Raw genomic sequence first — 23,091 nt, 5'->3', positions numbered from 1 at the left:
CGTCCCTGGCTACCGCAGCGGCGCGCCGCCAATCAGAACTTGGCGGTCAGGTTGACGAACACGCTTCTGGGCTCGCCGTAGTAGACCTGGTTGCCCACGCCGCCCAGGTAGTACTTCTTGTCGAACAGGTTGTTCAGGTTCATCTGCGCCGACAGGCGCGAATTGAACTCATAACGCGCCATCAGGTTGTAGATCGCGTAGGCCTTCTGCTTGACCGTGACCGTGGCGTCGCCGGCGCTGACTTCGGAGTAGCTCGACAGCTGCCAATTGACGCCGCCGCCCACCGTCAGGCGGTTCCATGAACCCGGCAGCCGATAGGTGGTGAACAGCTTGGCCACCGCGCGCGGACGCTCGGGATTGACCGACACGCCCTGCGCATCGCGGCTGGTGTAGTACGTGCCTCCGGCATAGGCGTTCCAGCCCTCCGACAACAGCCCGCTCACTTCCAGCTCGATGCCCTTGGTGGTGACGCCGTCGGCGGTCTTGTAGGCCTGGTCGGGCGTGCCGGGCACCAGTTTGTCTCCGTCCAGCACCGCGACCTTGCTTTGCCTGACCTTGAACAGCGCGACGGAAGTATTCAACCTGCCGTCCAGGTACTCGCCCTTCAGGCCCACTTCATAGTTCTGGCCCTGCACCGGATCCAGGTAATTGCCGCTGCTGTCCCGATTGTCCTGGGGCTGGAAGATGTCGGTATAGCTGACGTAGGCGGAGTAGGTGTCGTTCAGGTCGACCACCACGCCGGCGTACGGAATGAACTGGGAATCCTTCTGGTCGCGCGTGGGCGATTTCGATTCCCAGCTCGCGTAACGGCCGCCCGTGATGACAGTCAGATTGTCGGCCAGCGACCACCGCGCCGCGGCATAGACGCCGCGTTGGTGCGTCACCGTGTCCCGCAAGCTGGCCTCGGTCCAGGTCGGCTGCGCGTACGAGCCGTCCCACTGGTAGAAGTTGCCGGTATCCGCCAGCGTGGCGCGGTCGAAGCCGTAGCGGTAGAAGTCCTCGCCGTAGCGGCTGCGCATGGCGCCCACCACCAGCTCGTGCTTGCGGCCGAGCAGGTTGAACGGCCCCGTGGCCTGCAAGTCCAGCGAGGTCTGCTGCGCGTAGGAATTCCAGTATCCCGGCAGCGCCGCCAAGCCGGTTCCGGTTGCACGGTCCAGGTCGCCGTACAGGTACAAAAGCTTGGCGTCGTACTTGCTCTTGCGTTGCGACCAATCGGCCTTGACCGCCCAATCGTTGGCGAAGCGATGTTCCAGCGTGGCGAATACGGTCTGGTTGGTCGTATGCCAGTAGGTCCAGTCCGCCGCGGTGGTCTTGGAACGCCGCCAGTCGGTCGGCGTGCCGTCGCTGAACACCACCGGCAGGCTGCCCCAGGTGGATCCGCGCGGACGCTTGTCCTGGTAGTCCGCGCCCAGGCTCAACCGGGTCGATGGCGTCAGGTCCGCATCGATGACGCCATAGAACACCTGCTTGTTGGCATGGTACAGATCGATGTAGGAATCGCGGCCCTGGTACATCGCCACCATGCGCGCACGCACGGTGCCTTCCTGGTTCAATGGCGTGGACATGTCCACCGCGCCGCGATATTGATTCCACGACCCCGCGCCGGCGCTCACCGTTCCGGTGAATTCTCGGCTATTGGCATGCTTGCGCACCAGGTTGATCGAAGCGCCCGGATTGCCCGCGCCCGTCATCAGGCCGGTCGCGCCACGCACGACTTCGATGCGGTCGTAGATGAATGAATCGTTGTCGGATTCGCCATACATCGACAGGCCGATGGTGGTGGGAACGCCGTCGTACTGCAGGCTGTCGATGTAGAAGCCGCGCGACCAGAAGTCCGTTCGATCGGTGTCCTCGCTGACCACCTGCACGCCCACCACGCTGCCCATGACTTCGTCCAGCGACCGCAGATTCTGGTCGTCGATGCGCTGGCGTGTCACCACGCTGACGGACTGCGGCGTTTCGCGCAGCGACAAGGTCAGGCCCGTGGCGGCGGCCGATGCCGGAGTCGTGTAGGAGCCGGTGCCTTCGGTCACCGCCGGATTCATACTGCCCAGCACCGTCACTGGCGCAAGGCTGGCCACGCCGCCATCGCGCGACAAGATGATGCTGTCGCCCTGCCAACGGTACGTCACGCCCGTGCCTTGCAACAAGCTGCGCAAGGCCTCCTCGGGCGATAGCCGGCCGCGCAGGCCGTTGCTGCTTACACCGGCCACCACTTCAGGCGCGTAGAACACGCGCACCTTGACCTGCGCCGCCCATTGCATCACGGCATCGCCCAAGGGCTGTGCCGCGATGTCGATAGGCACGGCGGGCGCTTGCGGCTGAGCAATCGCCGGCGTACCCGCCGTCGCCAAGGCCACTGCCAACAGCAGGGAGGAAAACATGAACCGGGGAGATGCGCACGCAAGGCGCGCAACGGCGGGGAAATGCCGGGCTGCTGGAATAGTCACAAGTACCTGCTGTTCTGTTCGACGATACGGGGAACGTTTCCCGAGATGGAAACGCGGCGGCTGCCGCCTTCCTTCGTAGAACGAATCAGCCCAAGATAAACCTGAATCCCATTCTCATTTATTTTGTAACCGCGCCTCGATGAAGCTACTTTGCGCTGATGTCGATGGCGCCGTCCGGGCGCGGCGTCAGGCGCACCGGCGCCACCGCCGGCAAGGCGTCGACCAGGGCTTCGGGCCGATCCAGGCTGAATGACGCCGATACCCGCAAGCGCCCCGCCCTGTCGTCCGCCAGCCGCAACGGCGTGGGCAAATAGCGGTTCATATCCCGCACCACCTCGGCCAGCGGCGCGTTCTTGAACACCACCCGCCCTTCGCGCCACGCGATCGCGCTCTGGACGTCGGCGGGCGCTGGCACGCCGATCGCGCCGCTGGCTGGCACGCGGATGCCGTCCCCCCCGCGCAGCACGGCATGACCCATGTTCCACCAGCGGCCGCCCGACACCTCCACGGTGCCGGACGCCACCAGCACCGCGACCTGATCCTCGTCGCGCCGCACATCGAAGATGGTGCCGGTCACGCGCACCACGCCGCTGCCTGCGCGCACGATGAATGGCCGCGCAGCATCGGCGCTGACGGTGAACAGGATCTCGCCGCCGTCCAGCGCCACTTCCCGGCGTCCGGCGTACAAACGCACGTCGGCGCGCGTCGCGCCATTGAGTGCCAGCACGGAACCATCGGGCAAGGTCACTTGCCGGCGTTCGCCGCGCTCCGCGACCAGCGTCGCGGAGTATCCCGGAATCTCCGCCGGCAGGTTCCACCACGCCACCATGGCCGCCGCAGCCAATGCCGCACAGCCCGCGGCCATGCGCAGCGCCAGGCGGCGCTGCCGTTGCGGCCGGGGCCGGGCCGGAATCTCTCCGCCCAGCAAGGTCCGGACTTGATCGCGGGACATTCCGGCGGCGGCCTTGCCCAGTTGCTGCATGCGGTCGAACTCGCGCGCGGCCTCGGGATGATCGCGCCGCCAGCGGGCAAACTCGCGTCGCTGGCGGCGCGTCAGGTCGCCCGAATGCCAACGCGCGAACCACTGCGCCGCCGTATCGGGCGCGCCCTGCTCATCGCGGTCGTTGGTGGAAGGCATCGTCATGGATTGTGTTCACGCATGCGGTCGCGGACGAATTCGATTGCCCGCATGACGTAGCGTTCGATCATGTTCTTGGACAGGCCCATATGCTGCGCCACCTCGGCCTGCGTCCAGCCTTCGATGCGATTCAGGACAAAGGCCTCGCGGCACTTGGGTGGCAATTCTGCCAGGACTTGCGCAAGATCGTCCGCCAGACGCGACGCGCGCACCGGCGACTCCGGGTCGGTCCAGGCGGGCTGGTCAGCCTCGTCCAGCAGGTCCAGCGGCACATGCTCGGTCCGTTCCTGCCGGCGCCAGCGGTCGATCAGGCGATGTCCGGCGGCCTGGAACAGGTAGCTGCGCGCCTTCAACGCGACGCTGGCGTCGGCCTTCAGCAGGCGTTCGATGGCATCGTGCGCCGCGTCCTCAGCATCATGCCGGTTGCCGACTCTACGGCTCCATACCCCTACCAGCTCGTCGTAGTAGGCGAGCCAGCCGGAACGGGGCGGAGGGGAACGGGACATGGACCGATCGGACAACGGAGATGGCGACGCCGCGAATTTTACAAATAATTCTCATTATCGCAACTGCCTGCCACTGTCCTTGCGGCCCCTCCCGCGCGCCGCCTCAGTAATCCATGGGAACGTGGCTTTGCGCTTCTCGCAGTTCCTGGATGTGGCGCTCGGCTTCCTGTCTTTCGACGGCGGGCGGCAACGGGCGCCAGCTCACCATGTTGCCGGGCGTTTTCACCGGCATCCAACCCAGCACGCTGTAAAGCGTGATGGCCGTGCATCCTGTGTCGTACCGCGTTTCGTAGTATCCCTGCCGGTCCGGCTTGGTATCGCCGGACGTCCAATCCAACTGAGACATCCACGTCTCCTCTTTCTGAAGCTTGTAGTCCCGCCACCGGGCGAACGACGCTTGATCGTATAGCGGCCCCGTGCGCCTGTGCTGCCACCTTGCGCCCGCTTTGCAATTCTTGATAGAGGGGAATCCCTGACATTCTGATAGGCGTCGATTGCTTAACCTGGAAAAGCGGGGCTAGGATGTAGCAAAATATTCTTACAAACACGGGAGCGGGGATCTTCGCTTGCACGGACTCTTGAGCGAACCGCCATGTCGAAACTGGCGTTGATGCGTTATCCAAAGGATCGGCTGGCCGCGCTGGCGGGCGCAAGCGCCCTGCGCGCCATACGCGAGGGTCTGCTCTGGACCTTGCCGTGCCTGCTGGTCACGGCGTTGTTCCTGGTGCTGACCGTCATCGCCCGGCAACTGGGCCTGCCAGCCACCGTCGTGGAACTGTTGACCGCCGTCCACGACAAGCTGACGAACCTCATGCCTATCCTGGCCGGCACATCCATCGGCTACATGCTGTCGTTCCGCCATCGGGTGCCGCATCTGCCCACCGCGTTCCTGTGCCTGTCCTACGTGATGATCGCCGACGGCCTGATGGCGCCCTACCCCCAGGCCGCCGCCACCCTGGTACTGTTCATCGCCATCGTTTCGCCCTTGCTGACCGTGCCGTTGATGGCGTGGCTGCACCGTCGCCGCTGGACCCAGCTGGCGCCAGACGGCGTTATCAGCGATAACGTCCGCGACACGCTGAACATGGTCGTGCCCGGCCTGCTGACGGCCGGCCTGGTCGTGCTGACGCTCTCCGCCGCGCTCCAGATCCCCGCCGTGGCGCAGTTCAACATACCCTTGAGTCTGGCCTCGCTGGACAGCCCCTTCACCTCGGGCGCGTTGATCGCCGGCCTGAATTCGCTGCTGTGGTTCTTCGGCATACACGGCTACCACGCCCTGGCCCCCCTGATGAGCGTCATGGACCAGGCGGCCATGCTGAATTCCGCCACCCAGTCCGCCGGCTACGAAGGCATGTATGCCTTGAACAGCACCCTCCTGGGCGCTTTCGTCTTCATCGGCGGATCGGGCGCGACGCTGTCGTTGGCCGTGGCCATGCTGGTGTTTGCGCGCACCGAATCGCTGCGGCTGCTGGCGCTGGCCAGCCTGCCGGTGGCGCTGCTGAACGTGAATGAAATCCTGCTGTTCGGGCTGCCGCTGATCCTGAATCCGCGCCTGCTGGCGCCGTTCATCCTGGCGCCGGTGACCAACGCCATCCTCGCGCTGGCCGTCGTGCAACTGGGCTGGCTGCCTTCCGCGGCGACGACCTTGCCGCTGACCTCGCCGGTACTGTTCAACGCCTACATTGCCGCCGGCGGCAGCCTGGGCGGCGTGGCGCTGCAACTCGTGCTGGTGGCGCTGGGCGCGTGTCTGTACGCGCCCTTTGTCGTCGCACTGGAGCGGCAGCGCCAGGAAAGCGCCACCGTCTACTTCAAATCGCTGGACACGACCTTCACGCGGCTGCAAGAGGAATCGCTGCTGTACGCGCATGATCCGGTGGTGCAGACCTATGCCGACCGTGCACGCCGCAACGCCGAAAACACGCGCATCCGCGCCATCAGCCAGTACGACTTCCATCTGGAATTCCAGCCGCAGGTGTCATTGCGCAGCGGCCTGTGCACCGGCTGCGAAGCGCTGCTGCGCGCCACCGGACCCGACGGCGCGCGGCAAACGCCGGTGGAATTCCTGCGCTGGCTGGCGCAGGCCGACCTGATGCGGGAGGTGGACCTGTGGGTGGCCAGACAGGCCGTGCAGCAATGTCTGCAATGGCGCAAGCGCGACTTCCGCTTGCCGATGACCATCAACGTCACGGCCGGCACGCTGACGTCCGGCGACTACCTCGAAAAACTGATCAAGGTGCTGGCGCAGGCCGGCGGACAGATCTCGGTCGAGTTGACCGAAGACGCGCTGGTGGAGGACACCCAGGCGCTGCACACCGCCTTCGACCGTCTGCATGCGATAGGCGCCCGCATCTACATCGATGATTTCGGCACCGGCTATTCCGCCCTGAGCTATCTGCACCAGTTCGAAATCGATGCGGTCAAGATCGACCGCAGCTTCGTCGTGGCGCAAGACAGTCCCCGAGGCGCGCTGGTCCTGAACGGCTTGCTGCGCTTTTGCGAAGCGCTGAACCTGCAGATCGTGGTGGAAGGCGTGGAAACGGACCAGCAGCTGATGGCGCTGGAATCCCCCGCCGAGATCATCGTGCAGGGGTGGTACTACAGCAAGGCTTTGTCGGGCGACAGCCTCATGGACTACGCGCGCCGGCGTCAGGCTGCGCCGCCGCTGCGGGCACAGCCTGCGCCCGCGGCGCCTACTTGATGCCGATGAACGGCAGGGCCGCGTTCGGCACCTGCGTGGTCGGCAGCACGCCGTCCCACTTCTCCACCGCGTTCAGGCTCACCAGATTGGTGTTGGCGGCCAAGGCCTCGGCCTTGGCGCGGATCGCAGCCGCTTCGGCGTCGCCGCGCATGCGGATGCCGTCGGCCTCGGCCGTGAACTGCTGGCGGCGCGCGTCGGCTTCCGCCTTGGCCTTGACCACCTGGATCTCGGCCGTGATCATCGCCGTTTCCTTCTGTTGGCGGGTCGTCTCGATCTGCACCTGCGCCAACATGCGCTGTTCGATCGAGTGCTCATAGGCCTGCGAAAAACCGACTTCCTCGATCTGCACGCCCACCACCTGCACCGGTGCGCCTTCCATCGTCTTGAGCACGGCAGCATTCACGTCCTGGCCCAGCTTCTGGCGTTCCTGGATGGCGCGTACCGCCGTGTATTGGCCGAACACGTTCTTCACCGAATCCGGGGTCTTGCGCTCCAGCACGCGCATCTGCAGATTGCTGATGGTGCCGTATTCCGAGTACAGCTCGGCCACGTGCTCGGACGGCACGCGGTAGGTCACCGAAACGCGCAGCGTGGCCGGTTGCTGGTCATAGCTGTAGGCTTCCAGCTTTTCAAACACGAACGTGTGGTCGCGCACCGACACCGTCATCACGTTGTCGATGAACGGGGTCTTGAAGTCCAGGCCCGGTTCCGACACGCGCACCAGCTTGCCGTTGCGCAGCACCACGCCGCGCTCGCCCTGGTCGACCTGGAACCAGGAATCGAAGGCCAGGAACAGAATCAGCAAAAACAACACCGCCGTGATCACCGCGATCTTGAAACTACGCGGCTTTACGGCACCAATCGTCTTGACCATCTGGATATCTGTCGGCTTCACTTCGAATCCCTTTCTGATTTTGAACGTTTACGGTCCGAGAGCACGGCGGCGATGCCGCGCGCCAGCAAATAGGCGACCACGGCCGCCCCAACCAAGATCAGGAAATACCTCATCGTGCGTTCCCCCCCGGAAAATAAGCAGGGGATTCTATCGCGACTGGAACGTCAGGCGAATTGTGGCGATTGTTGCGACGGCATCGGCGAAGGACAGTGGCACGAACCCAACGACAGCGCTACGCTAGGCAACTCTCTACACTGCAGGAGCCACAACCATGCGCCGCACACCTTCAATGATCATCGCCATCCTTGCCTGTGCCGCCACGCTTGGCGCGCCGGCACAGGCCGCGCCGCCCGAGGGCAAAGGCAAGCCAGACCACGCGGGCCAAGGCAATGGCAATGGCAATGGCGGCGGTAACGGCAATGGCAAGAACAAGGGCCAGCAGAGCCAGGACAGCGGCGTCAGCGTCACGCTCAGCACCGCGGGCATCACCGTGTCCACCGCGCGCAGCTATGCCGTGCAGGCCGGGGCGACGGGCTACGGCTCGCTGCCGCCGGGCATACGCAAGAACCTGGCGCGCGGCAAGCCCCTGCCTCCGGGCATCGCCAAGAAGATGGTGCCCGGCCCCATGCTGGCGCGCCTGCCCGTGCATCCGGGCTACGAATGGCGCGTCGCGGGCAGCGACCTGATCCTCGTCGCCATCGCCACCGCCGTCGTCGCGGACGTCCTCACGGGCGTGTTCAACTAGGCGCCGCGCGCCATGGACGCCGCCACGCGGCGTCCATAGTTCCTAGCATCAGGCCGCACACTGTTACGTCCCTGCCGCGGATCTATCTGCTACCGTTGAATCGCCTCGCGCCGCGGCCCTGGCCCGGCGCCCACGACGGAGACCGCGCATGCCACGTCCTTCCGAGTCCGCGCCGCTGATCGGCGTGATCCCCCCCTACATGCTGGATCGGCTGGCGCAGCACGCCGATGCGCGGGTCAGCATGCCCGCGGTCAAGACGCTGATCATCGACCAGCAGCAGCGCAGCCTGCGCGAAATGGCGGCGCAGCCGCCGCGCGCCAAGCCCGCCCGCCCCAAGAAGGCAGCGCCCGCCGGCACGCCGCAGCGCGCCGTGCACGACGCCGCCAACACCACCACCCTGCCCGGCAAGCTGGTGCGCGCCGAAGGCGCCTCCGCCAGCGGCGACGTGGCGGTGGACGAGGCCTATGAGCATCTGGGCTCGACCTACAAGCTGTTCTGGGACGTCTACAAGCGCCACTCCATCGACGGCCAGGGCCTGCCGCTGGTCGGCACGGTGCATTACGGCGAAGACTACGACAACGCCTTCTGGAACGGCGCGCAGATGGTGTTCGGCGACGGCGACGGCGAAGTGTTCAACCGTTTCACGGTGGCCGTGGACATCATCGGCCACGAACTCACGCACGGCGTGATCGACGCCGAGGCCGCCTTGCTCTACCAGGGCCAGTCCGGCGCCCTGAACGAATCCCTGTGCGATGTGTTCGGCGCGCTGGTCAAGCAGCACACGCTGGGCCAGGACGCGCGCCAGGCCGATTGGCTGGTGGGCGCCGGGCTGTTCAAGCCCAAGATCCGCGCCCGCGCGCTGCGCTCCATGGCGGAGCCCGGCAGCGCTTACGACGACCCTCTGCTGGGCAAGGATCCGCAGCCCGCGCACATGCGCGACTACGTGGACACGCCGAACGACAATGGCGGCGTGCACATCAACTCCGGCATCCCCAACCGCGCCTTTTATCTAGCGGCCACTTCGATGGAAGGCCCCGCATGGGCCAACGCGGGCCGCGTCTGGTACGACGCGTTGTGCGACAAGCGCCTGCGCCACGATGCCGACTTCGTGCAGTTCGCGAAACTGACGCTGGCCGTCGCGGCGGAACGCCATGACACCGCCGTGCGCGATGCCGTCGCCCGCGCCTGGGCCGGCGTGGGAGTCCAGACATGATCGAGCTGCCATCCCTGGACCTTGCCATGCTGGTGCGCCTGACCCGCGAAGGCGGGCTGGCCTATATGCCGGCATTGGCGCAGCCGCGCAGCATCGACCTCGCCACCTGCCCGCCGGACCTGCGGCAGGAGGTTTGCGACGCCCTGCAACGCGCCGCGCCGGTGGCCGTTCCGCGCTGCGCGCCGGCAGGCGGCGATCAGCGCTATTTCCACGTCGAAGTCGTGTACAAAGGCGACGACGTCGCGGACATCAGCTTCGACGTGCCGGAGACCGACGCGCCCGAGCCACTGGTGCGCTTGTGGAAAAGCCGGGCCCGACAGACTTGAGCGCGGCATCCCGGTATTGCCCGATCTGGATGGAGCGGCCCGCGTAAAGACCGGTGGCCGCCATCGCCAGGCACAAGACCGCGCACAGGGCCAGCGCCAGGGTCCAGTCTCCCTGCGTGTCGTGCAGCGTGCCCGCTAGCGCAGGGCCGCTGGCCGCGAACAGATAGCCCACGCACTGCGCCATGCCCGACAGCGCCGCCGCCTGCTGCGCATGACTGGCGCGCAAGCCCACGAATGCAAGGCCCAGAATGATGCCGCCGCCCGTGCCCAGGCCCATCAGGACGATCCACAGCGTCGCCCAGCCAGGCGCGACGATCAAGCCGGCAAACGCGACGAACGAAGCCGCGGCCGCGCAGAACGCCGCGCCGCGCTGGTCCCTCAGGCGCCGCACCAGGGGAGCCAGGAACAGGGCCGGGACGGCCGACATGAGCTGCAGCAAGCCATGCAACGTGCCGGCGCGTTCGGCCGTATAGCCAGCATCGCGCAGGATGGCCGGCAGCCAGCTCACGCCCACATAGAACACGAAGGAATTGATGCCCAGGAACAGCGTCACCTGCCACGCCAGCGCGGAGCGCCACAGCCTGGGACCGTGCGGCGCATGCGCCGTGGATGCCGCGGGCGCGGTGTGATTGGCCAGCTGCGGCAGCCATAGCAAAGCGCTGAGCACGGGTAGCACCAACAGGCAGCCCGAGGAAAAGCGCCAGGCCGCGTCGGACAGACCCGCCAGCGGGATGGCAATGGCGGACGCCAGCCCCGCGGCCAGGCTCATGGTCAGCACATAGGCCGAAGTCAGGCCCGCGAGCTGCTGCGGAAAATCGCGCTTCAGAAGGCTGGGCAACAACACATTGCCGATGGCGATGCCGGCGCCGATGACAACCGTGCCCAGGAACAGGCTCCAGGCCGGCCCCAGCGTGCGCACGACGATGCCAGCCGCGATCAGCAGCATGGCGGCAAACAAGCTGCGCTCCAGTCCGTGGCGGCGAGCCAGGCCCGCCGCAAACAGCGACACCACGGCAAAGGCCAGCAAGGGCAAGGTGATCAGCATGCCCGCGGCGGTGGCGCTCAGCCCCAACTGCTCGCGGATCATGCCGGTCAGCGGCGGCACGCCGGTAATCGGCGCGCGCAGCGCCATGGACATGCAAAGAATGCCGGCGATCAGCAACACGGGATGGCCGGCGGGACGTTTGGAAGTAGGGATATGCGAATTCATGCCGCCAGCTTAAGCATCGCCGCCTTCGCCGAATTTCGCCATAATGACAAATTATCCCTAAATTCGGTCAAGGTGAAATTCAATGCACCGTCTGGACGACCCGGCCCCGTTCTTCAATCCCGATATCGACACGCAACAGGCCTATGCCATGCGCGTGCATGCGGACGAGAACGACCAGGAGTCTCCACCACACCGGCACGCAATGGGCCAGCTGGTGCTGTCCTTGCAGGGCGGCGTGACCTGCTCCGTGCCGCAGGGTCTGTGGATGGTGCCGCCGCAATATGGCGTCTGGATTCCTGGCGGCGTGCCGCACAGCAATCGCGTCACGCAGAACGGCCGGGTGTGTTTCCTGTTCGTGCCGCCCGACGCCACGGGCCTGCCTGGACAGTGCTGCACGCTGGCGATCTCGCCGCTGGTGCGCGAATTGGTCGCCTATCTGGCGGACCTGGCTCCGCAGGACACGGCCACGCCTGCCAACCGGAAGCTGGCCGAAGTGCTGGTCGAGCAGTTGGCGCGCATGCCGACCGAACAACTGCACCTGCCCATTTCGGACCACCCGCGCCTGCGCGAAATCGCCGATGCCCTGCACGCCGACCCCGCCGACCGCAGCACGGTGGCGCAATGGGGCAGGCGCGTCGCCATGAGCGAACGCACGCTGGCGCGGCTGGTGCAGCAAGAGCTCGGCATGAGCTTTGGCCGCTGGCGCCAGCAGATGCACATCATCCAGGCCCTGCAGCGCCTGGCCGCCGGCGTCTCGGTGCAGCGCACTGCCGAAGACCTGGGCTACGAATCCGTCAGCGCCTTCATCACCATGTTCCGCAAGGCGCTGGGCAAGACGCCTGCCCGCTACTTCGCGGACAAGGCCGACGGTATCAATTGACGGCGGGCGGGTAGTCCAGTTCGCCCGATTTCATCTGGCCGCGCAGGCGCGCCTCGCGCAGTTCCGCGACCGTCTGGTCCCGGGTCTGGCGCGATTGCGACGGTAGCGCAGGCGGATAGTCCTGTTCGCCGTACGTGACCAGGCCGGCCGCGCGCGCGGCGTCGAGTTCTTCGCGCACCTGCTGGCGGGTCTTGGTGCTGACATGAGGCAGATCCACGGGATATTGCTGTTCGCCGTAGGTCACCAGGCCGGCGGCCTTGGCTTCCATCAGTTCCGCGCGCACCTGTTCGCGGGTCTTGCCTTCGGCATGCGCTGCGGCGCCAACCAGCGCCATGCTCAGCGCCAGGATGGAGAGTCGGTATGTATTCATGAAATCCTCTGCGGTTAACGAGTGCCGCATTATTCGTTCGCATGCCCGCCGGGATAAATCCCGCGTGGCGCAATCGAAGGTTGCCCGCCGTGCAAGCCTCGCTGCACGCCCCCGCTGCGGCCCGCGCACCCTTGCGCCGGGCGCAAGGGTGGGTTGATCCAGGAATGGTTTTTCCGGCCCCCGCATCTACCTAGACTGAATAGCTCCTGTTATCCAAGGACGCTATTCCATGTTGTCTTCCTCATCCCCGGGCAGGGGCGGCCCACGATCATGACGGCCGCCGCTCCCCCCGCCCCGCCCGCCGCGGCGGCCTTCGGCTGGCGCATCCTGACCGGATTGCTCGGCGTGCTGCTGGCGGTGATCCTCGCCGGGCTCAACGAAAACGTGACCAAGATGGCGCTGCCCGACATCCGCGGCGCGCTGGGCATCAGCTACGACCAGGGCACCTGGTTCGTGGCCGTCTACGCCGCGGCGTCGGTATGCGCCATGGCGTTCGCGCCCTGGTGCTCGGTCACGTTTTCATTGCGCCGCTTCACGGTCACGGCGCTGGCCGCCTTTGCGCTGTTCGGCGCGCTCTGCCCATTTGCGCCCAACCTGCCCGTGCTGCTGTTCCTGCGCACGCTGCAAGGCCTCGCGGGCGGCGCGCTGCCGCCCATGCTCATGACGGTGGCGCTGCGCTTCCTGCCGCCGGGCATCAAGCTCTATGGCCTGGGCGGCTACGCCCTCACCGCCACCTTCGCGCCCAGCCTGGGCATACCGCTGGCGGCCTTCTGCACCGAGGTGCTGGGCTGGCGCTGGACCTTCTGGCTGATCGTCGCTCCCGCGGCGCTCGCGGCCTGGGCCGTCTGGCGCGGGCTGCCCCAGGATCCGCTCAAGCTCGAACGGCTGCGCCTGTTCGACTGGCGCGGCCTGTTGCTGGGCGCCCCGGCGCTGTCCATGCTGGTCATCGGCCTGTTGCAGGGCGACCGGCTGGACTGGCTTAACTCGCCGCTGATCTCCGTCCTGCTGGGCGGAGGCGGCGTGCTGATGGTGCTGTTCATGATCAACGAATGGTCGCATCCCCTGCCGTTCTTCAAGATCCAGCTCTTGCGCAACCGCAACCTCAGCCATGCCTTGCTGACACTGGGCGGCGTGCTGATCGTGCTGTTGGGCGTGATCCTGATTCCCTCGTCATTCCTGGCGCAATTGCGCGGCTACCGGCCGCTGGAAACAGCGCCGGTGCTGCTCACCATGGGCCTGCCGCAACTGATCGCCCTGCCGCTGGTCGCGGCGCTGTGCAACCTGCGCCAGGTGGATTGCCGCTGGGTGCTGGCCTCGGGCCTCGGCCTGCTGGCCCTGTCCTGCCTGCTGGGGTCGCAACTGACGCCCGTCTGGTCGCGCGAGCAGTTCTACCTGCTCGAAGCCGTACAGATCTTCGCCCAGCCCATGGCTGTGATCCCGCTGCTGATGCTGGCCACCGGCGGCCTGGCGCCGCAGGACGGCCCCTGGGCGTCATCGTGGTTCAACACCATCAAGGGCTTTGCCGCGGTAGCCGCCACCGGCCTGCTGGACGCGCTGACCACCTCGCGCCGCAATTACCACTCCAGCATGCTGGCCGACCAGTTGGGCAACTTTCCGCTGAGCACGGCCGGCGACAACGCGGCCGCGCTGTCCCGCCGCATCCAGGAACAGGCCGCCGTGCTGACCTCAGCCGACCTCTATCTGTGCATGGCCGGCGTGGCCGTGCTCCTCATCCTGCTCATCCCCTTCGTCGCGACCCGCATCTATCCACCGCGCGCCGCGACCTGAAATCGAGTCCATAACATGCCTTTCTCTCTCTTGACCTCTCCCCTTCCCCGCGCCGGCGCCTTGGGCGCCCTGGTCCTGCTGGCCTATGCAGGCTGGTCATGGTCCGCCACCGGCGCCGCCGAATCCACCGATGACGCCACTGTCGTCGCCGACCACACCATCGTCGCCCCGCAAGTGTCCGGCTTCATCGACGCCGTGCTGGTCGAAGACAACCAGGCCGTCAAGCAAGGCCAGCTGCTCGCCCGCATCGATGACCGCGACCATCAGGCCGCGCTGGCGGCCGCAAGCGCCGAACTCGCAGTCGCCAGCGCGCGCCTGTCGGACGCGGCCGCAACCCTGGAACGCCAACAAGCCGTGATCGAGCAGGCCATCGCCGTCACGCGCGCCGACCTGGCGGATATCCGCTATGCCGAAAGCGAGGCCCAGCGCCACCGCAGGCTGGCCAGCGAGGGCGCGGGCACCCAGCAGGCCTATGAACAGGCCCGCAGCCGGCTGGACATGGCGCAGGCGCGGCAGGCCGAACACACGGCCACTCTGCAAGCCGCACGCAAGCAGCGCGACGTGCTGGAAGCCAATCGCGAGGCCGCACAGGCCGGGCTGCTGCGCGCACAGGCGCTGAAGGACCGCGCGGAACTCAACCTGTCGCATACCCAGGTCGTCTCTCCCATCGATGGCATCGTCGGCCGGCGCTCGCTGCGCGTGGGCGCCTATGTCAGCCCGGGCACGCCGATTCTGGCGGTGGTGCCGCTGCAACAAGCCTATGTGGTGGCCAACTTCCGGGAAAAGCAGTTGACCCGCATGCGCCCGGGCCAGCCCGCAACCATCACGGTCGACGCCTATCCGGATACGCCGCTGCGCGGCCGCGTCCAAAGCATCGCACCGGCCACGGGCCTGAGCTTTTCGCCGGTAGTCCCGAGCAATGCCACCGGCAACTTCACCAAGGTCGCGCAGCGCCTGCCCGTCAAGATCGTGCTGGACGCGCCGGCCGAAGGCGCGCCGCCGCTGCGCGCCGGCATGTCCGTCGAAGCCGTGGTCGATACCGCCGCCGCGGCAGAGGAGTCCATGCAATGACCCCGCGCCGCTTGATCAATGCCACGCTGGCCTGCACGCTTTCCGCCTTGGCAGGCTGCGCAGTGGGCCCCGACTTTCAGGCTCCCCAGGCGCCATTGCCCGTGCAATGGCGGATGCCTGACGCCTCCGCCGTGGACAGCGTCCCCGTGCCGCAAGATGTGAACACATCCTGGTGGGACAGCTTCGGCGATCCCACCCTGAGCGCCTTGATCGCCGAAGCGACCGCCGCCAACCTGGACATACGCATCGCCCACGAACGCCTGCTGCAAAGCCGCGCGGCCTTGCGCGTGACCGAAGCCGACGGCCTGCCCGCCGTAGGCTCAAGCGCGAGCTACAAGCGCGGCCAGAACAGCGAGGTCGGCCTGGCCGACCCTTCGGGCCACGGTGGCAAGTCCTCATTCAACCTGTGGCAAGCGGGTGTGGACGCCAGTTGGGAACTGGACCTGTGGGGCCGCGTGCGACGCGAAGTCGAACAGGCCGGCGCCCAGTCCCAGGCGGCGCTGGAGGCGCAGCGCGGCGTGGTCCTGGCCATCCGCGCCGAAACGGCGCGCAACTACATCCTGCTGCGCGGCACGCAGAACCAACTGGACGTGCTGCGCCAAACGCTTGCCAATGCCGAGCGCAACCTGGCGCTGACCCGTTTGCGCCAACGCGAAGGCGTCGCCACCGAACTCGACGTTTCGCAAGCCGATGCGCAGGCCGCCGCCATAGAAGCCGGCGTGCCGCCGCTCGTGCTGCGCGTCGAACAGCTGATGAATGCGCTGGCGCTGCTGCTGGAGCAGCCGCCCGGCGCGCTGCAACCGCGCCTGGCGGCGGTGGGTCCGATACCCGGCGGTCCGCTCCAGGTTCCCGTCGGACTGCCGAGCGAACTGGCCGAGCGCAGGCCCGACATCCGCCGCGCTCAAGCCAATCTGCACGCGGCCGTCGCGGCGATCGGCGTAGCGGAGGGCGATTTCTATCCGCGCATCACGCTGTCAGGCAACCTCGGCCTGCAGGCTCTGCAATTGCGGGACCTCGACACCGACAACGCCGGGGTGTTCGGCGTCGGCCCCGCGTTGCAGATTCCCATCTTCCAGGGCGGCCGGTTGCGAGGCCGGCTGCGGCTGCGCGAATCGCAGGCTCAGGAAGCCGCGCTGCTGTACCAAAAAACCGTGCTGAATGCCTGGCATGAAGTCGACAATGCCATGACCGCCTACCAGGCGCAGCAACTGACCCGGGCCAGCCTGGAGCGCGCCTCCGCGAGCGCCCGCCAGGCGCTGCTGAACGCACAGCGGCAATATGCCGCGGGCGCTTCGGACTTCGTGAACGTGCTCAGCGCGCAGAACGCGGTGCTGGCCAGCGACCAGGCCCGCGTGTCGACCCAGGCCTCGGTGTCGCTGGTGCTGGTGGATCTGTACCGCTCGTTGGGCGGCGGCTGGGAAGCGCCCGCCGCCAACCTCAACCCTGCTTCGGCCCCGCAATGATGAACAGACGCGGGAACGGCAGCAGCACCGTGCCGTCGGCCAGCGCCGGATAGGCCTCTTCGATCAGCGACTGGTAGCGGGCCAGGAAACTGGCCTGCCCGGCGGCGTCCAGCCGGTCCAGATAGGGCCGCAGCGCCGTGCCCTTGAACCACTCCACCACCGCCGCTGCGCCTGCCAGCGGGTGATGGTAGGTCGTGCGCCACACGTCCAGCAGGCCGCAATGCGGCTTGAGCAGCTCGTAGTACCAGGCGGCGCTGTGGCGCGGCGGATGCTTGAAGCCGCCGATGGCGGCGGCCCACGGCGCCTCGCTTGCCACCTGGCGCGCCAGGCGGTGGGCCGGCTCCTCCAGGTTGTCCGGGGTCTGCACCGCCAGGCTCCCGCCCGGCGCCAGCTTGCCGACCAGGCGGGGATATAGGGTCGCGTGGTCCGGCACCCATTGCAGCGCGGCGTTCGCCAGAATCACGTCGTAGGTCCCGGGCGGATCCCACGTGGCGATGTCGGCCAATTCGAATCGCAGCCCCGGCAGACGTTTCCTGGCCGACTGCAGCATGTCCTCCGAGCTGTCCATGCCACTGATTTCGGCATCGGGGTAGCGGCTGGCCAGCACCTCGGTGGAATTGCCAGGACCGCAGCCCAGGTCCACGGCGCGCTTCACATCCTGATTGGGCAAGGCGGCGACCAGGTCCCGCACCGGACGGGTGCGTTCGTTTTCAAAGGCGGAATACTGTTTGGCGGACCAGCTGGTCATGACGGCTCCTTGCGGCATTTGGACTGTCCAGCACTCTACGCCCGCCGCACCGGCGCGACAAATCCCAAAAAAAGCGCCCGCCATATCCGTTGGATATGGCGGGCGTCTTGCGTCACGCCGCGGATCTTATTCCGCCGCGAGTTCCTGCTTGGAGGCGTCCGAGCGGGTTTTCCACAGCGAGAACAACACGCCGCCAGCGATCAGACCGAAGGTCACCGACAGGGACAAGGCAGCCGGCACCTTGCCGATGAAGCCGACCAGGAAGATCTTGCCGCCAATGAAGACCAGGACCAGAGCCAAGGCGTACTTCAGGTAATGGAAGCGGTGGATCATCGCCGCCAGCGCAAAGTACAGCGCCCGCAGGCCCAGGATGGCGAAGATATTGCTGGTGTAGACGATGAACGGGTCGGTGGTGATGGCGAAGATCGCCGGCACGGAGTCCACCGCGAACAACAGGTCTACGAACTCGATCAACACCAGCGCCAGCAGCAGCGGCGTAGCCCAGCGCACCTTCTTCGACGTGGCGGGATCGGTCTCCATCACCCAGAACGCGTTGCCGCGCAGCCCTTCCGTGACGCGCATGCGGCGCTTCAGGAACTTCAGGATCGGGTTGGACGCGATATCCGGCGTCTGGTCCGCAATCATCCACATCTTGATGCCGGTGAACACCAGGAAGGCGCCGAACAGATACAGCAGCCAGCCAAAGTTGCTGACCAGCGCCGCGCCCAGGCCTATCATGATGGCGCGCAGCACGATCACGCCGAGGATGCCCCAGAACAGCACGCGGTGCTGGTACTGGCGCGGAATCGCGAAGAAACTGAAGATCAGCGCGATCACAAAGACGTTGTCCATCGACAGCGACTTCTCGATCATGAAGCCCGTGTAGTAGGCCATGCCGCTGGCGGAACCCATCTGCCACCAGACCCAGGCGCCGAACAGCAGCGCCGCGCTGATGTAGCCGGCGGAAAGCAGCAGGCTCTCGCGCACGCCGATCTCGCGGTCTTCCTTGTGCAGCACGCCCAGGTCAAAGGCCAGCAAGGCGACCACGATGCCGATGAATAGCAGCCAGCTCCAGGCCGGGGTGCCGAAGAAATCGGCGGAGAGTAAGGTGAGCAAGGTGTCCATGATGTTCCCGCTTATGTTCGAAGGGGCTCATGATCCAGATCCTGGCCGAATGGAGAAATCAGCCTGAAAGTGAGTTAAGGTTCGAAAAAACCGAAGTTATTCCTGCCATGCTCAATTACCGACACCTGTATTACTTCTGGATGGTCGCCAAGGAAGGCGGCTTTTCCCGTGCCGCCGAAAGGCTGGACATGGCCATCCAGACCATCAGCGCGCAAGTGCGCGAACTGGAAAAAAACCTGGGCCACCAATTGCTCAAGCCGGCCGGGCGCGGCGTGGCGCTGACCGACGCTGGCGAAGCCGCCTTCGCCCGCGCCGAAGAGATCTTCCAGATCGGCCAGATGCTGCCCCAGGAGGTCCGCGCCGCCGCCACCAAGCCCGTCATACGTCTGTCGGTGGGCCTGTCGGACGGTATTTCCAAGCTGGCCGCGCAGGCCCTGCTGGGGCCGGTGCTGCACACGCCGGACCTGCGCCTGACCTGCCACGAAGGCGAGGTCGAGGAACTGCTGGGCGAACTTGCCCAGCATCACCTGGATCTGGTGCTGGCCGGCCAGGGTGCGCCCGCCAACCCCAACCTGCGCCTCACCAGCGACCGCCTGGTTTCATCGCCAGTGGACTGGTACGGCCCCGCCAAACTGGTGCGCAAGGCCGACACCCTGGACTTTCCGCGCTGCCTGGAGCGCCTGCCGGTACTGCTGCCCACCGGCCATTCCGTGCTGCGCCAGACGCTGGACCGCTGGTTCGCCGAACAAGGCATCTACCCCAATGTCGTCGGCGAATTCGAAGACAGCGCCCTGATGTCTGTGTTCGCGGCCCGCGGCCTGGGCGTATTTCCGCTCAGCCGACTGGGCGGCGGCGACATCGGCGTGCTGCGGGGCTTGCGCCCCCTGGCCCGCTGCGACGACGTGCACGAGGAAATCCACGCCATCCGCAACCGTCGCGGACAGCACCATCCGCTGGTCCAGATCGTGCTCGCCAAGGCAAAAACTTCGGTTTTTTCTTAATGTTTGTCACAACCACGCTGGTTTTTCAGAAATAGAATCCGCCTTATCGTGGACCCTCTTTTGAAACATCGGAGTACCACCTCAATGAAAAAGATCATCTGGCTCGCCTTCGCCGTGCTTGCAGCACTCTGGACCGGGCTGGTTGCGCTGACACTGCAGCTGACCAACTGGGTCCTGTCGACCATCGCCACGACCCAGGTGCCCGGCACGGCGCTGGATACCTCGCAATGGGTTCCCCCCGCCTGGGCGGCGGCCTGGGTCGACCCCGCCTGGCTGCAGACGCTGCAGGGCGGCCTGGTCTGGGCCGCGCAAGGCCTGAATCAGGTACTGCCCTTCGCCGGCAGCCTCGGCACGCTGATCTCGGTGCTGGCCTGGATCTTCTGGGGCTTCATCATCGTCGGCCTGCTGGTGCTGGCGCTGATCCTCCACTGGCTGGCCGGCAAGCGCGAGCAAGCCGCGGCGCCCGGCCGCCAAGTGGTGTAATAGGGCAGGCAACGCGGCAATCCGGCGCGCTGCCCCTTTAAGAGGAGCGTGCCGTGCCCACCGTCAATTCCCCTGCCCGCAAGCTGTTGCTGGCGGCCCTGCTGGCCATGGCCGCCACGGCGGCGCAGGCGCACCCTGTGCGCCCCGCCTACGGCATCGAGGTCTGCACGGTCACGGGCACTTCCGGGGAATACAGCGTGCGCGTGCGCAACACCGGCACGGCGCCCCTGGCTCGCGCCGAAGTCAACGGCGTCAGGCTGGATGCCAGCGGCCACGCGGCGGATCCTCTTACCGTAAACCTGACCGACATCCCTGCCGGCAAGTACAAGACCGCCGTGCTGGGACGTCCCGGCAATGGCGCCTCGCTGGTCAGCATCGCCACCTATGTGACCGCCAATGGCATGGAAACCCATCAGCAGGATTTGTTCGCCGGCAAGGTGGCGCACGTTTCGCCGGGCTCGGCGCTGCAATACACCCTGGCGCCGCTGGCCGTGCGCGGCTGGACGGTGGCCTATGGCACCAAACAGGACCCCAAGCTGGAAGCCGGCAGCGCCGTGCTGTTGATCTACCCCGTCACCCTGGGCAAGAAGCGGGACGCGACGCGTCCGGACGCCGGCCGCACACCGGCCGACGTGGTGCCGCTGGCGCCCTGCGGCACGGCCGCCGGGGCAAAGCAATCCTGAACGCGTTCAGGTGCCGCTGAGCAGGTCGCGCTCGTTCAGAAGCGCGTAGACGATCTCGGGCCGGTTGTCGAAACCGCGGCGGATAGCGGCGGGAATCGCCGTGCGCGTCTTGCGGCACAGCCCGAGCTGGTCCTCCAGCTGGATCGCGATGCCGCGCGAGGTGCGCACCTCGTTTTCGCTGGGCGTGATGTGAATCACGATGCCCAGCTGCGCATGGATGCGTCCCTGCATGGCGCGCAGGTCTTCCAGGCTGGAGATGTTCTCCAGCCGCGCCACCAGGCGCTTTTCCTCTTCCTTGGTCAGCCGCAACACGCGGAAGTCGGCGGCGGGATCGGCCAACAGCCGGTCGCGGTCGCACACGCAGGCGCCCGGCGGACATTCTTGGCGGATGGGAAACGGAAAATTCATGGCGGGCGGAGCGCGTCGCGGCAATCCTGCATATCTTGGAATTCTACCCAGGATCCCCCGCCGCCCGCCCGGCGGCAAGTCCTGGTTTCCCCGCAAGCCGCTGCGGCATAATGCCTCACCGAGTTCACGGCGCGGAGGGCGCCCGCATGAAAGGATTCCTGTCCATGGCGGCCTTGGCCGCGCTGTCCGCGCTCTGCAACGGCGCCGTTGCCCGCGACTACGCCTATGCCATCCGGCCGGGCCTGTCCTCGGTGGTGACGGTTTCCGAACTGCCCCAGCAGCGCCTCGGCGCACGCGTAGGCAACGGCCCGGAACAGGAAATCGCGAGCATCGGCGGCGACGAGGAAGTCGACCAATTCCAGGACGTGGACGTGGACCATGACGGCTACCGCGACTTCGTCATCGGCCAGACCGGCGGCAGCACGCAAGCGATTTCGCGCATCTTCCTGTACCGCCCCAAGGACGGGCGCTACCACGAGATCCCGTATCCCGATGCGGCGGCCAGCCCCTGCCGCGGCTTCGTCAATCCCGAGTTCGACGCGGCCAAGCCCATTATTTCCGTGGCGTGCCGCTACAGCGCCGACACCTATGGCTTCGAACAGTACCAGGTGTGCCCGGACGGCTCGGCGCGGGTCATCTCCTGGACCCGGCGCGAGGGCGAATCGGAGCGCAAGATTCCGCACCCCGGCGCCAAGGGCGGCACATGCGCCGCGAAGACTGGCCCGTAAGGCGCCGTCCCGCCGCGCGCGTCCCGCCTTCGCCATGGCGCTGCAAACGCCGCGGCCGCTATAGTTGCGCTTCCGCCCACCAGGCTCTACGTCCGAGGACACCCCCGCCGTGCTGATTTTCCACAACCCTGTCCACGAAAAACACGCTGGCCGACAGGAAATGTTCCGCGGCAAGCTGGTGCCCTGCCACGAAACCCCCGCGCGCCTGGAGTTCGTCCTGCAGGCGCTGAGCCAGCGCGGCATCGGCGCATTGCGCACACCGTCGGCGGCGGACCCGGGCTTGGTCAAGCGCGTGCACACCCCGCGCTACGTGGACTTCCTGGAAACAGCCTGGCGCGATTGGGTGGCGCTGGACCCGGCCAATGCCGGACTGGACATCCTGCCTTCGGTCTGGCCCGTGCGCGGATTCCGTCACGACATCGAACCGACCAACTTCGCCGCGCGGGTCGGCCTGTTCTCGTTCGACAGCGGCTGCCCGCTGACCGCGGGCACTTGGGAGGCCGCCACCGCAGGCGCGGCCTGCGCCATCGACGCCGCGCGCGCGGTATCCGCGGCGGGCGGGCCTCGCGTCGCCATGGCGCTCACGCGTCCGCCCGGCCACCATGCGGGCCCCGATTTCTTCGGCGGCTACTGCTTCCTGAACAACGCGGCGCTGGCCGCGCAGGCGCTACGCGAAGCTGGCGCCCGACGCGTGGCCATCGTGGACGTCGACTACCACCACGGCAACGGCACGCAGAGCATCTTCTATGAACGCGCCGACGTGCTGACCGTGTCGGTGCACGGCGATCCGACCACCGAGTACCCCTTCTACCTGGGCTACGCCGATGAGCGCGGCGCAGGCGCGGGCCTGGACGCCAACCTGAACCTGCCGCTGCCCGCCGGCACCGGTTTCGCCGCCTGGACGCAGGCGTTGGAACAAGGGCTGGCCGCCGTGCGCGCCTTCAAGGCTGACGCGGTGGTTATCGCGCTGGGCGTGGACACCTACGAAGGCGATCCCATCTCCAAGTTCCAGCTCAAGAGCGCCGATTACCTGCATGTGGGCCGCCTGCTGGCAGGCCTGGGCCTGCCGGCGGTGTTCACGATGGAAGGCGGCTACGCCGTGGCGGACGTGGGCATCAACGTCGCCAACGTGCTGGAAGGCTACGCGGGCTGAACAGCAGGC

At 66.7% G+C, this 23,091-nt stretch carries 23 protein-coding genes; 13 read left to right on the top strand and 10 right to left on the bottom strand.

The window, feature by feature from the left end:
* Positions 1 to 32: 32 nt before the first annotated feature.
* The 4 genes from fhuE to IAG39_RS05725 all read right to left on the bottom strand — a co-directional run bounded on the left by fhuE (position 33) and on the right by IAG39_RS05725 (position 4,440).
* Positions 33 to 2,384, bottom strand: coding sequence for a ferric-rhodotorulic acid/ferric-coprogen receptor FhuE (gene fhuE / locus IAG39_RS05740; RefSeq protein ID WP_059378796.1), 2,352 nt, complete (start codon positions 2,382 to 2,384; stop codon positions 33 to 35).
* Between the two features lie 211 nt (positions 2,385 to 2,595).
* The gene (locus IAG39_RS05735) at positions 2,596 to 3,594 is read right to left on the bottom strand and encodes a FecR family protein (protein WP_118932959.1); all 999 of its coding nucleotides are present in this window, start codon (positions 3,592 to 3,594) and stop codon (positions 2,596 to 2,598) included.
* The gene (locus tag IAG39_RS05730; protein ID WP_059378861.1) at positions 3,591 to 4,094 is read right to left on the bottom strand and encodes an RNA polymerase sigma factor; all 504 of its coding nucleotides are present in this window, start codon (positions 4,092 to 4,094) and stop codon (positions 3,591 to 3,593) included. The genes IAG39_RS05735 and IAG39_RS05730 overlap by 4 nt, the downstream gene beginning before the upstream one ends.
* 103 nt (positions 4,095 to 4,197) lie before the next feature.
* On the bottom strand, positions 4,198 to 4,440 hold the full coding sequence (locus IAG39_RS05725) for a hypothetical protein (RefSeq protein ID WP_054451693.1): 243 nt from the start codon (positions 4,438 to 4,440) through the stop codon (positions 4,198 to 4,200).
* Between the two features lie 246 nt (positions 4,441 to 4,686).
* Between IAG39_RS05725 and IAG39_RS05720 the strand changes: the two genes are divergently transcribed.
* On the top strand, positions 4,687 to 6,792 hold the full coding sequence (locus IAG39_RS05720; RefSeq protein ID WP_059378793.1) for a PTS sugar transporter subunit IIC/EAL domain-containing protein: 2,106 nt from the start codon (positions 4,687 to 4,689) through the stop codon (positions 6,790 to 6,792).
* On the opposite strand, the gene IAG39_RS05715 is transcribed toward IAG39_RS05720, so the two are convergent.
* Positions 6,785 to 7,666, bottom strand: a complete 882-nt coding sequence (locus IAG39_RS05715; RefSeq protein ID WP_118932958.1) for a prohibitin family protein — start codon at positions 7,664 to 7,666, stop codon at positions 6,785 to 6,787. The two genes, IAG39_RS05720 and IAG39_RS05715, sit on opposite strands and share 8 nt — an antisense overlap.
* Before the next feature lie 292 nt (positions 7,667 to 7,958).
* Here IAG39_RS05715 and IAG39_RS05710 point away from each other — a divergent pair, with 292 nt between their 5' ends.
* The 3 genes from IAG39_RS05710 (at position 7,959) to IAG39_RS05700 (ending at position 9,971) form a co-directional block, all read left to right on the top strand.
* Positions 7,959 to 8,432 carry an anti-virulence regulator CigR family protein gene (locus IAG39_RS05710; RefSeq protein ID WP_118932957.1) on the top strand — a complete coding sequence of 158 codons (474 nt, stop codon included), beginning with the start codon at positions 7,959 to 7,961 and terminating at the stop codon, positions 8,430 to 8,432.
* Positions 8,433 to 8,580: 148 nt separating this feature from the next.
* Positions 8,581 to 9,645 (top strand): M4 family metallopeptidase, encoded by a 1,065-nt coding sequence (locus IAG39_RS05705; RefSeq protein WP_118932956.1) that lies wholly within the window; start codon positions 8,581 to 8,583, stop codon positions 9,643 to 9,645.
* Positions 9,642 to 9,971 (top strand): protealysin inhibitor emfourin, encoded by a 330-nt coding sequence (locus IAG39_RS05700; protein ID WP_118932955.1) that lies wholly within the window; start codon positions 9,642 to 9,644, stop codon positions 9,969 to 9,971. Before IAG39_RS05705 ends, IAG39_RS05700 begins: the two co-directional genes overlap by 4 nt.
* Here the strand turns inward: IAG39_RS05700 and IAG39_RS05695 are convergent.
* Positions 9,895 to 11,181 carry an MFS transporter gene (locus tag IAG39_RS05695; protein ID WP_118932954.1) on the bottom strand — a complete coding sequence of 429 codons (1,287 nt, stop codon included), beginning with the start codon at positions 11,179 to 11,181 and terminating at the stop codon, positions 9,895 to 9,897. The two genes, IAG39_RS05700 and IAG39_RS05695, sit on opposite strands and share 77 nt — an antisense overlap.
* Positions 11,182 to 11,263: 82 nt before the next feature.
* Between IAG39_RS05695 and IAG39_RS05690 the strand changes: the two genes are divergently transcribed.
* Positions 11,264 to 12,061 (top strand): AraC family transcriptional regulator, encoded by a 798-nt coding sequence (locus IAG39_RS05690; protein WP_118932953.1) that lies wholly within the window; start codon positions 11,264 to 11,266, stop codon positions 12,059 to 12,061.
* On the opposite strand, the gene IAG39_RS05685 is transcribed toward IAG39_RS05690, so the two are convergent.
* A complete protein-coding gene (locus IAG39_RS05685) occupies positions 12,054 to 12,431 on the bottom strand; it encodes a DUF4148 domain-containing protein (protein ID WP_118932952.1) in 378 nt (125 codons plus the stop codon). The two genes, IAG39_RS05690 and IAG39_RS05685, sit on opposite strands and share 8 nt — an antisense overlap.
* Before the next feature lie 270 nt (positions 12,432 to 12,701).
* Between IAG39_RS05685 and IAG39_RS05680 the strand changes: the two genes are divergently transcribed.
* From IAG39_RS05680 to IAG39_RS05670, 3 genes are read left to right on the top strand one after another with little or no spacing between them, the layout of a single operon-like run.
* Positions 12,702 to 14,219, top strand: a complete 1,518-nt coding sequence (locus tag IAG39_RS05680) for an MFS transporter (RefSeq protein ID WP_118932951.1) — start codon at positions 12,702 to 12,704, stop codon at positions 14,217 to 14,219.
* A gap of 15 nt (positions 14,220 to 14,234) precedes the next feature.
* Positions 14,235 to 15,290, top strand: a complete 1,056-nt coding sequence (locus tag IAG39_RS05675) for an HlyD family secretion protein (protein WP_118932950.1) — start codon at positions 14,235 to 14,237, stop codon at positions 15,288 to 15,290.
* Entirely contained in the window at positions 15,287 to 16,753 is a 1,467-nt protein-coding gene (locus IAG39_RS05670; protein ID WP_118932949.1) for an efflux transporter outer membrane subunit, read from the top strand. The genes IAG39_RS05675 and IAG39_RS05670 overlap by 4 nt, the downstream gene beginning before the upstream one ends.
* Here the strand turns inward: IAG39_RS05670 and tam are convergent.
* Positions 16,728 to 17,501, bottom strand: a complete 774-nt coding sequence (gene tam, locus IAG39_RS05665; RefSeq protein ID WP_118932948.1) for a trans-aconitate 2-methyltransferase — start codon at positions 17,499 to 17,501, stop codon at positions 16,728 to 16,730. The genes IAG39_RS05670 and tam overlap by 26 nt on opposite strands.
* A gap of 126 nt (positions 17,502 to 17,627) precedes the next feature.
* On the bottom strand, positions 17,628 to 18,626 hold the full coding sequence (locus IAG39_RS05660) for a TerC family protein (RefSeq protein ID WP_059378776.1): 999 nt from the start codon (positions 18,624 to 18,626) through the stop codon (positions 17,628 to 17,630).
* 107 nt (positions 18,627 to 18,733) lie between these two features.
* Here IAG39_RS05660 and IAG39_RS05655 point away from each other — a divergent pair, with 107 nt between their 5' ends.
* The 3 genes from IAG39_RS05655 to IAG39_RS05645 all read left to right on the top strand — a co-directional run bounded on the left by IAG39_RS05655 (position 18,734) and on the right by IAG39_RS05645 (position 20,793).
* Positions 18,734 to 19,627 (top strand): LysR family transcriptional regulator, encoded by an 894-nt coding sequence (locus IAG39_RS05655; protein ID WP_059378774.1) that lies wholly within the window; start codon positions 18,734 to 18,736, stop codon positions 19,625 to 19,627.
* Between the two features lie 84 nt (positions 19,628 to 19,711).
* Positions 19,712 to 20,110 (top strand): hypothetical protein, encoded by a 399-nt coding sequence (locus tag IAG39_RS05650; RefSeq protein ID WP_088142529.1) that lies wholly within the window; start codon positions 19,712 to 19,714, stop codon positions 20,108 to 20,110.
* Between the two features lie 53 nt (positions 20,111 to 20,163).
* Positions 20,164 to 20,793: a hypothetical protein gene (locus tag IAG39_RS05645; protein ID WP_118932947.1), complete on the top strand. Its 630-nt coding sequence runs from the start codon at positions 20,164 to 20,166 to the stop codon at positions 20,791 to 20,793.
* Positions 20,794 to 20,799: 6 nt separating this feature from the next.
* Here the strand turns inward: IAG39_RS05645 and IAG39_RS05640 are convergent, their stop codons facing one another.
* Complete coding sequence (locus IAG39_RS05640) at positions 20,800 to 21,201, bottom strand: hypothetical protein (RefSeq protein WP_059378772.1); 402 nt, start codon at positions 21,199 to 21,201, stop codon at positions 20,800 to 20,802.
* Between the two features lie 146 nt (positions 21,202 to 21,347).
* On the opposite strand from IAG39_RS05640, the gene IAG39_RS05635 reads away from it, so the two are divergent.
* Together IAG39_RS05635 and IAG39_RS05630 are read left to right on the top strand one after the other, a co-directional pair.
* On the top strand, positions 21,348 to 21,929 hold the full coding sequence (locus IAG39_RS05635; RefSeq protein ID WP_118932946.1) for an XAC2610-related protein: 582 nt from the start codon (positions 21,348 to 21,350) through the stop codon (positions 21,927 to 21,929).
* Between the two features lie 109 nt (positions 21,930 to 22,038).
* Positions 22,039 to 23,082, top strand: a complete 1,044-nt coding sequence (locus IAG39_RS05630) for a histone deacetylase family protein (protein WP_118932945.1) — start codon at positions 22,039 to 22,041, stop codon at positions 23,080 to 23,082.
* The last annotated feature ends 9 nt before the right edge of the window (positions 23,083 to 23,091 follow it).

This window comes from Achromobacter xylosoxidans (assembly GCF_014490035.1).
Taxonomy (GTDB): Bacteria; Pseudomonadota; Gammaproteobacteria; order Burkholderiales; family Burkholderiaceae_B; genus Achromobacter; species Achromobacter bronchisepticus_A.
The sequence above is the reverse complement of the archived record's forward strand: the minus strand, read 5'-3'. Positions and strand labels throughout refer to the sequence as shown.

Excerpts from the sequence above, each read along its gene's own strand:
- fhuE (WP_059378796.1), bottom strand. The coding sequence starts at position 2,384 with ATGTTTTCCTCCCTGCTGTTGGCAGTGGCCTTGGCGACGGCGGGTACG.
- IAG39_RS05735 (WP_118932959.1), bottom strand. The coding sequence starts at position 3,594 with ATGACGATGCCTTCCACCAACGACCGCGATGAGCAGGGCGCGCCCGAT.
- IAG39_RS05730 (WP_059378861.1), bottom strand. The coding sequence starts at position 4,094 with ATGTCCCGTTCCCCTCCGCCCCGTTCCGGCTGGCTCGCCTACTACGAC.
- IAG39_RS05725 (WP_054451693.1), bottom strand. The coding sequence starts at position 4,440 with ATGTCTCAGTTGGATTGGACGTCCGGCGATACCAAGCCGGACCGGCAG.
- IAG39_RS05720 (WP_059378793.1), top strand. The coding sequence starts at position 4,687 with ATGTCGAAACTGGCGTTGATGCGTTATCCAAAGGATCGGCTGGCCGCG.
- IAG39_RS05715 (WP_118932958.1), bottom strand. The coding sequence starts at position 7,666 with ATGGTCAAGACGATTGGTGCCGTAAAGCCGCGTAGTTTCAAGATCGCG.
- IAG39_RS05710 (WP_118932957.1), top strand. The coding sequence starts at position 7,959 with ATGCGCCGCACACCTTCAATGATCATCGCCATCCTTGCCTGTGCCGCC.
- IAG39_RS05705 (WP_118932956.1), top strand. The coding sequence starts at position 8,581 with ATGCCACGTCCTTCCGAGTCCGCGCCGCTGATCGGCGTGATCCCCCCC.
- IAG39_RS05700 (WP_118932955.1), top strand. The coding sequence starts at position 9,642 with ATGATCGAGCTGCCATCCCTGGACCTTGCCATGCTGGTGCGCCTGACC.
- IAG39_RS05695 (WP_118932954.1), bottom strand. The coding sequence starts at position 11,181 with ATGAATTCGCATATCCCTACTTCCAAACGTCCCGCCGGCCATCCCGTG.
- IAG39_RS05690 (WP_118932953.1), top strand. The coding sequence starts at position 11,264 with ATGCACCGTCTGGACGACCCGGCCCCGTTCTTCAATCCCGATATCGAC.
- IAG39_RS05685 (WP_118932952.1), bottom strand. The coding sequence starts at position 12,431 with ATGAATACATACCGACTCTCCATCCTGGCGCTGAGCATGGCGCTGGTT.
- IAG39_RS05680 (WP_118932951.1), top strand. The coding sequence starts at position 12,702 with ATGACGGCCGCCGCTCCCCCCGCCCCGCCCGCCGCGGCGGCCTTCGGC.
- IAG39_RS05675 (WP_118932950.1), top strand. The coding sequence starts at position 14,235 with ATGCCTTTCTCTCTCTTGACCTCTCCCCTTCCCCGCGCCGGCGCCTTG.
- IAG39_RS05670 (WP_118932949.1), top strand. The coding sequence starts at position 15,287 with ATGACCCCGCGCCGCTTGATCAATGCCACGCTGGCCTGCACGCTTTCC.
- tam (WP_118932948.1), bottom strand. The coding sequence starts at position 17,501 with ATGACCAGCTGGTCCGCCAAACAGTATTCCGCCTTTGAAAACGAACGC.
- IAG39_RS05660 (WP_059378776.1), bottom strand. The coding sequence starts at position 18,626 with ATGGACACCTTGCTCACCTTACTCTCCGCCGATTTCTTCGGCACCCCG.
- IAG39_RS05655 (WP_059378774.1), top strand. The coding sequence starts at position 18,734 with ATGCTCAATTACCGACACCTGTATTACTTCTGGATGGTCGCCAAGGAA.
- IAG39_RS05650 (WP_088142529.1), top strand. The coding sequence starts at position 19,712 with ATGAAAAAGATCATCTGGCTCGCCTTCGCCGTGCTTGCAGCACTCTGG.
- IAG39_RS05640 (WP_059378772.1), bottom strand. The coding sequence starts at position 21,201 with ATGAATTTTCCGTTTCCCATCCGCCAAGAATGTCCGCCGGGCGCCTGC.
- IAG39_RS05635 (WP_118932946.1), top strand. The coding sequence starts at position 21,348 with ATGAAAGGATTCCTGTCCATGGCGGCCTTGGCCGCGCTGTCCGCGCTC.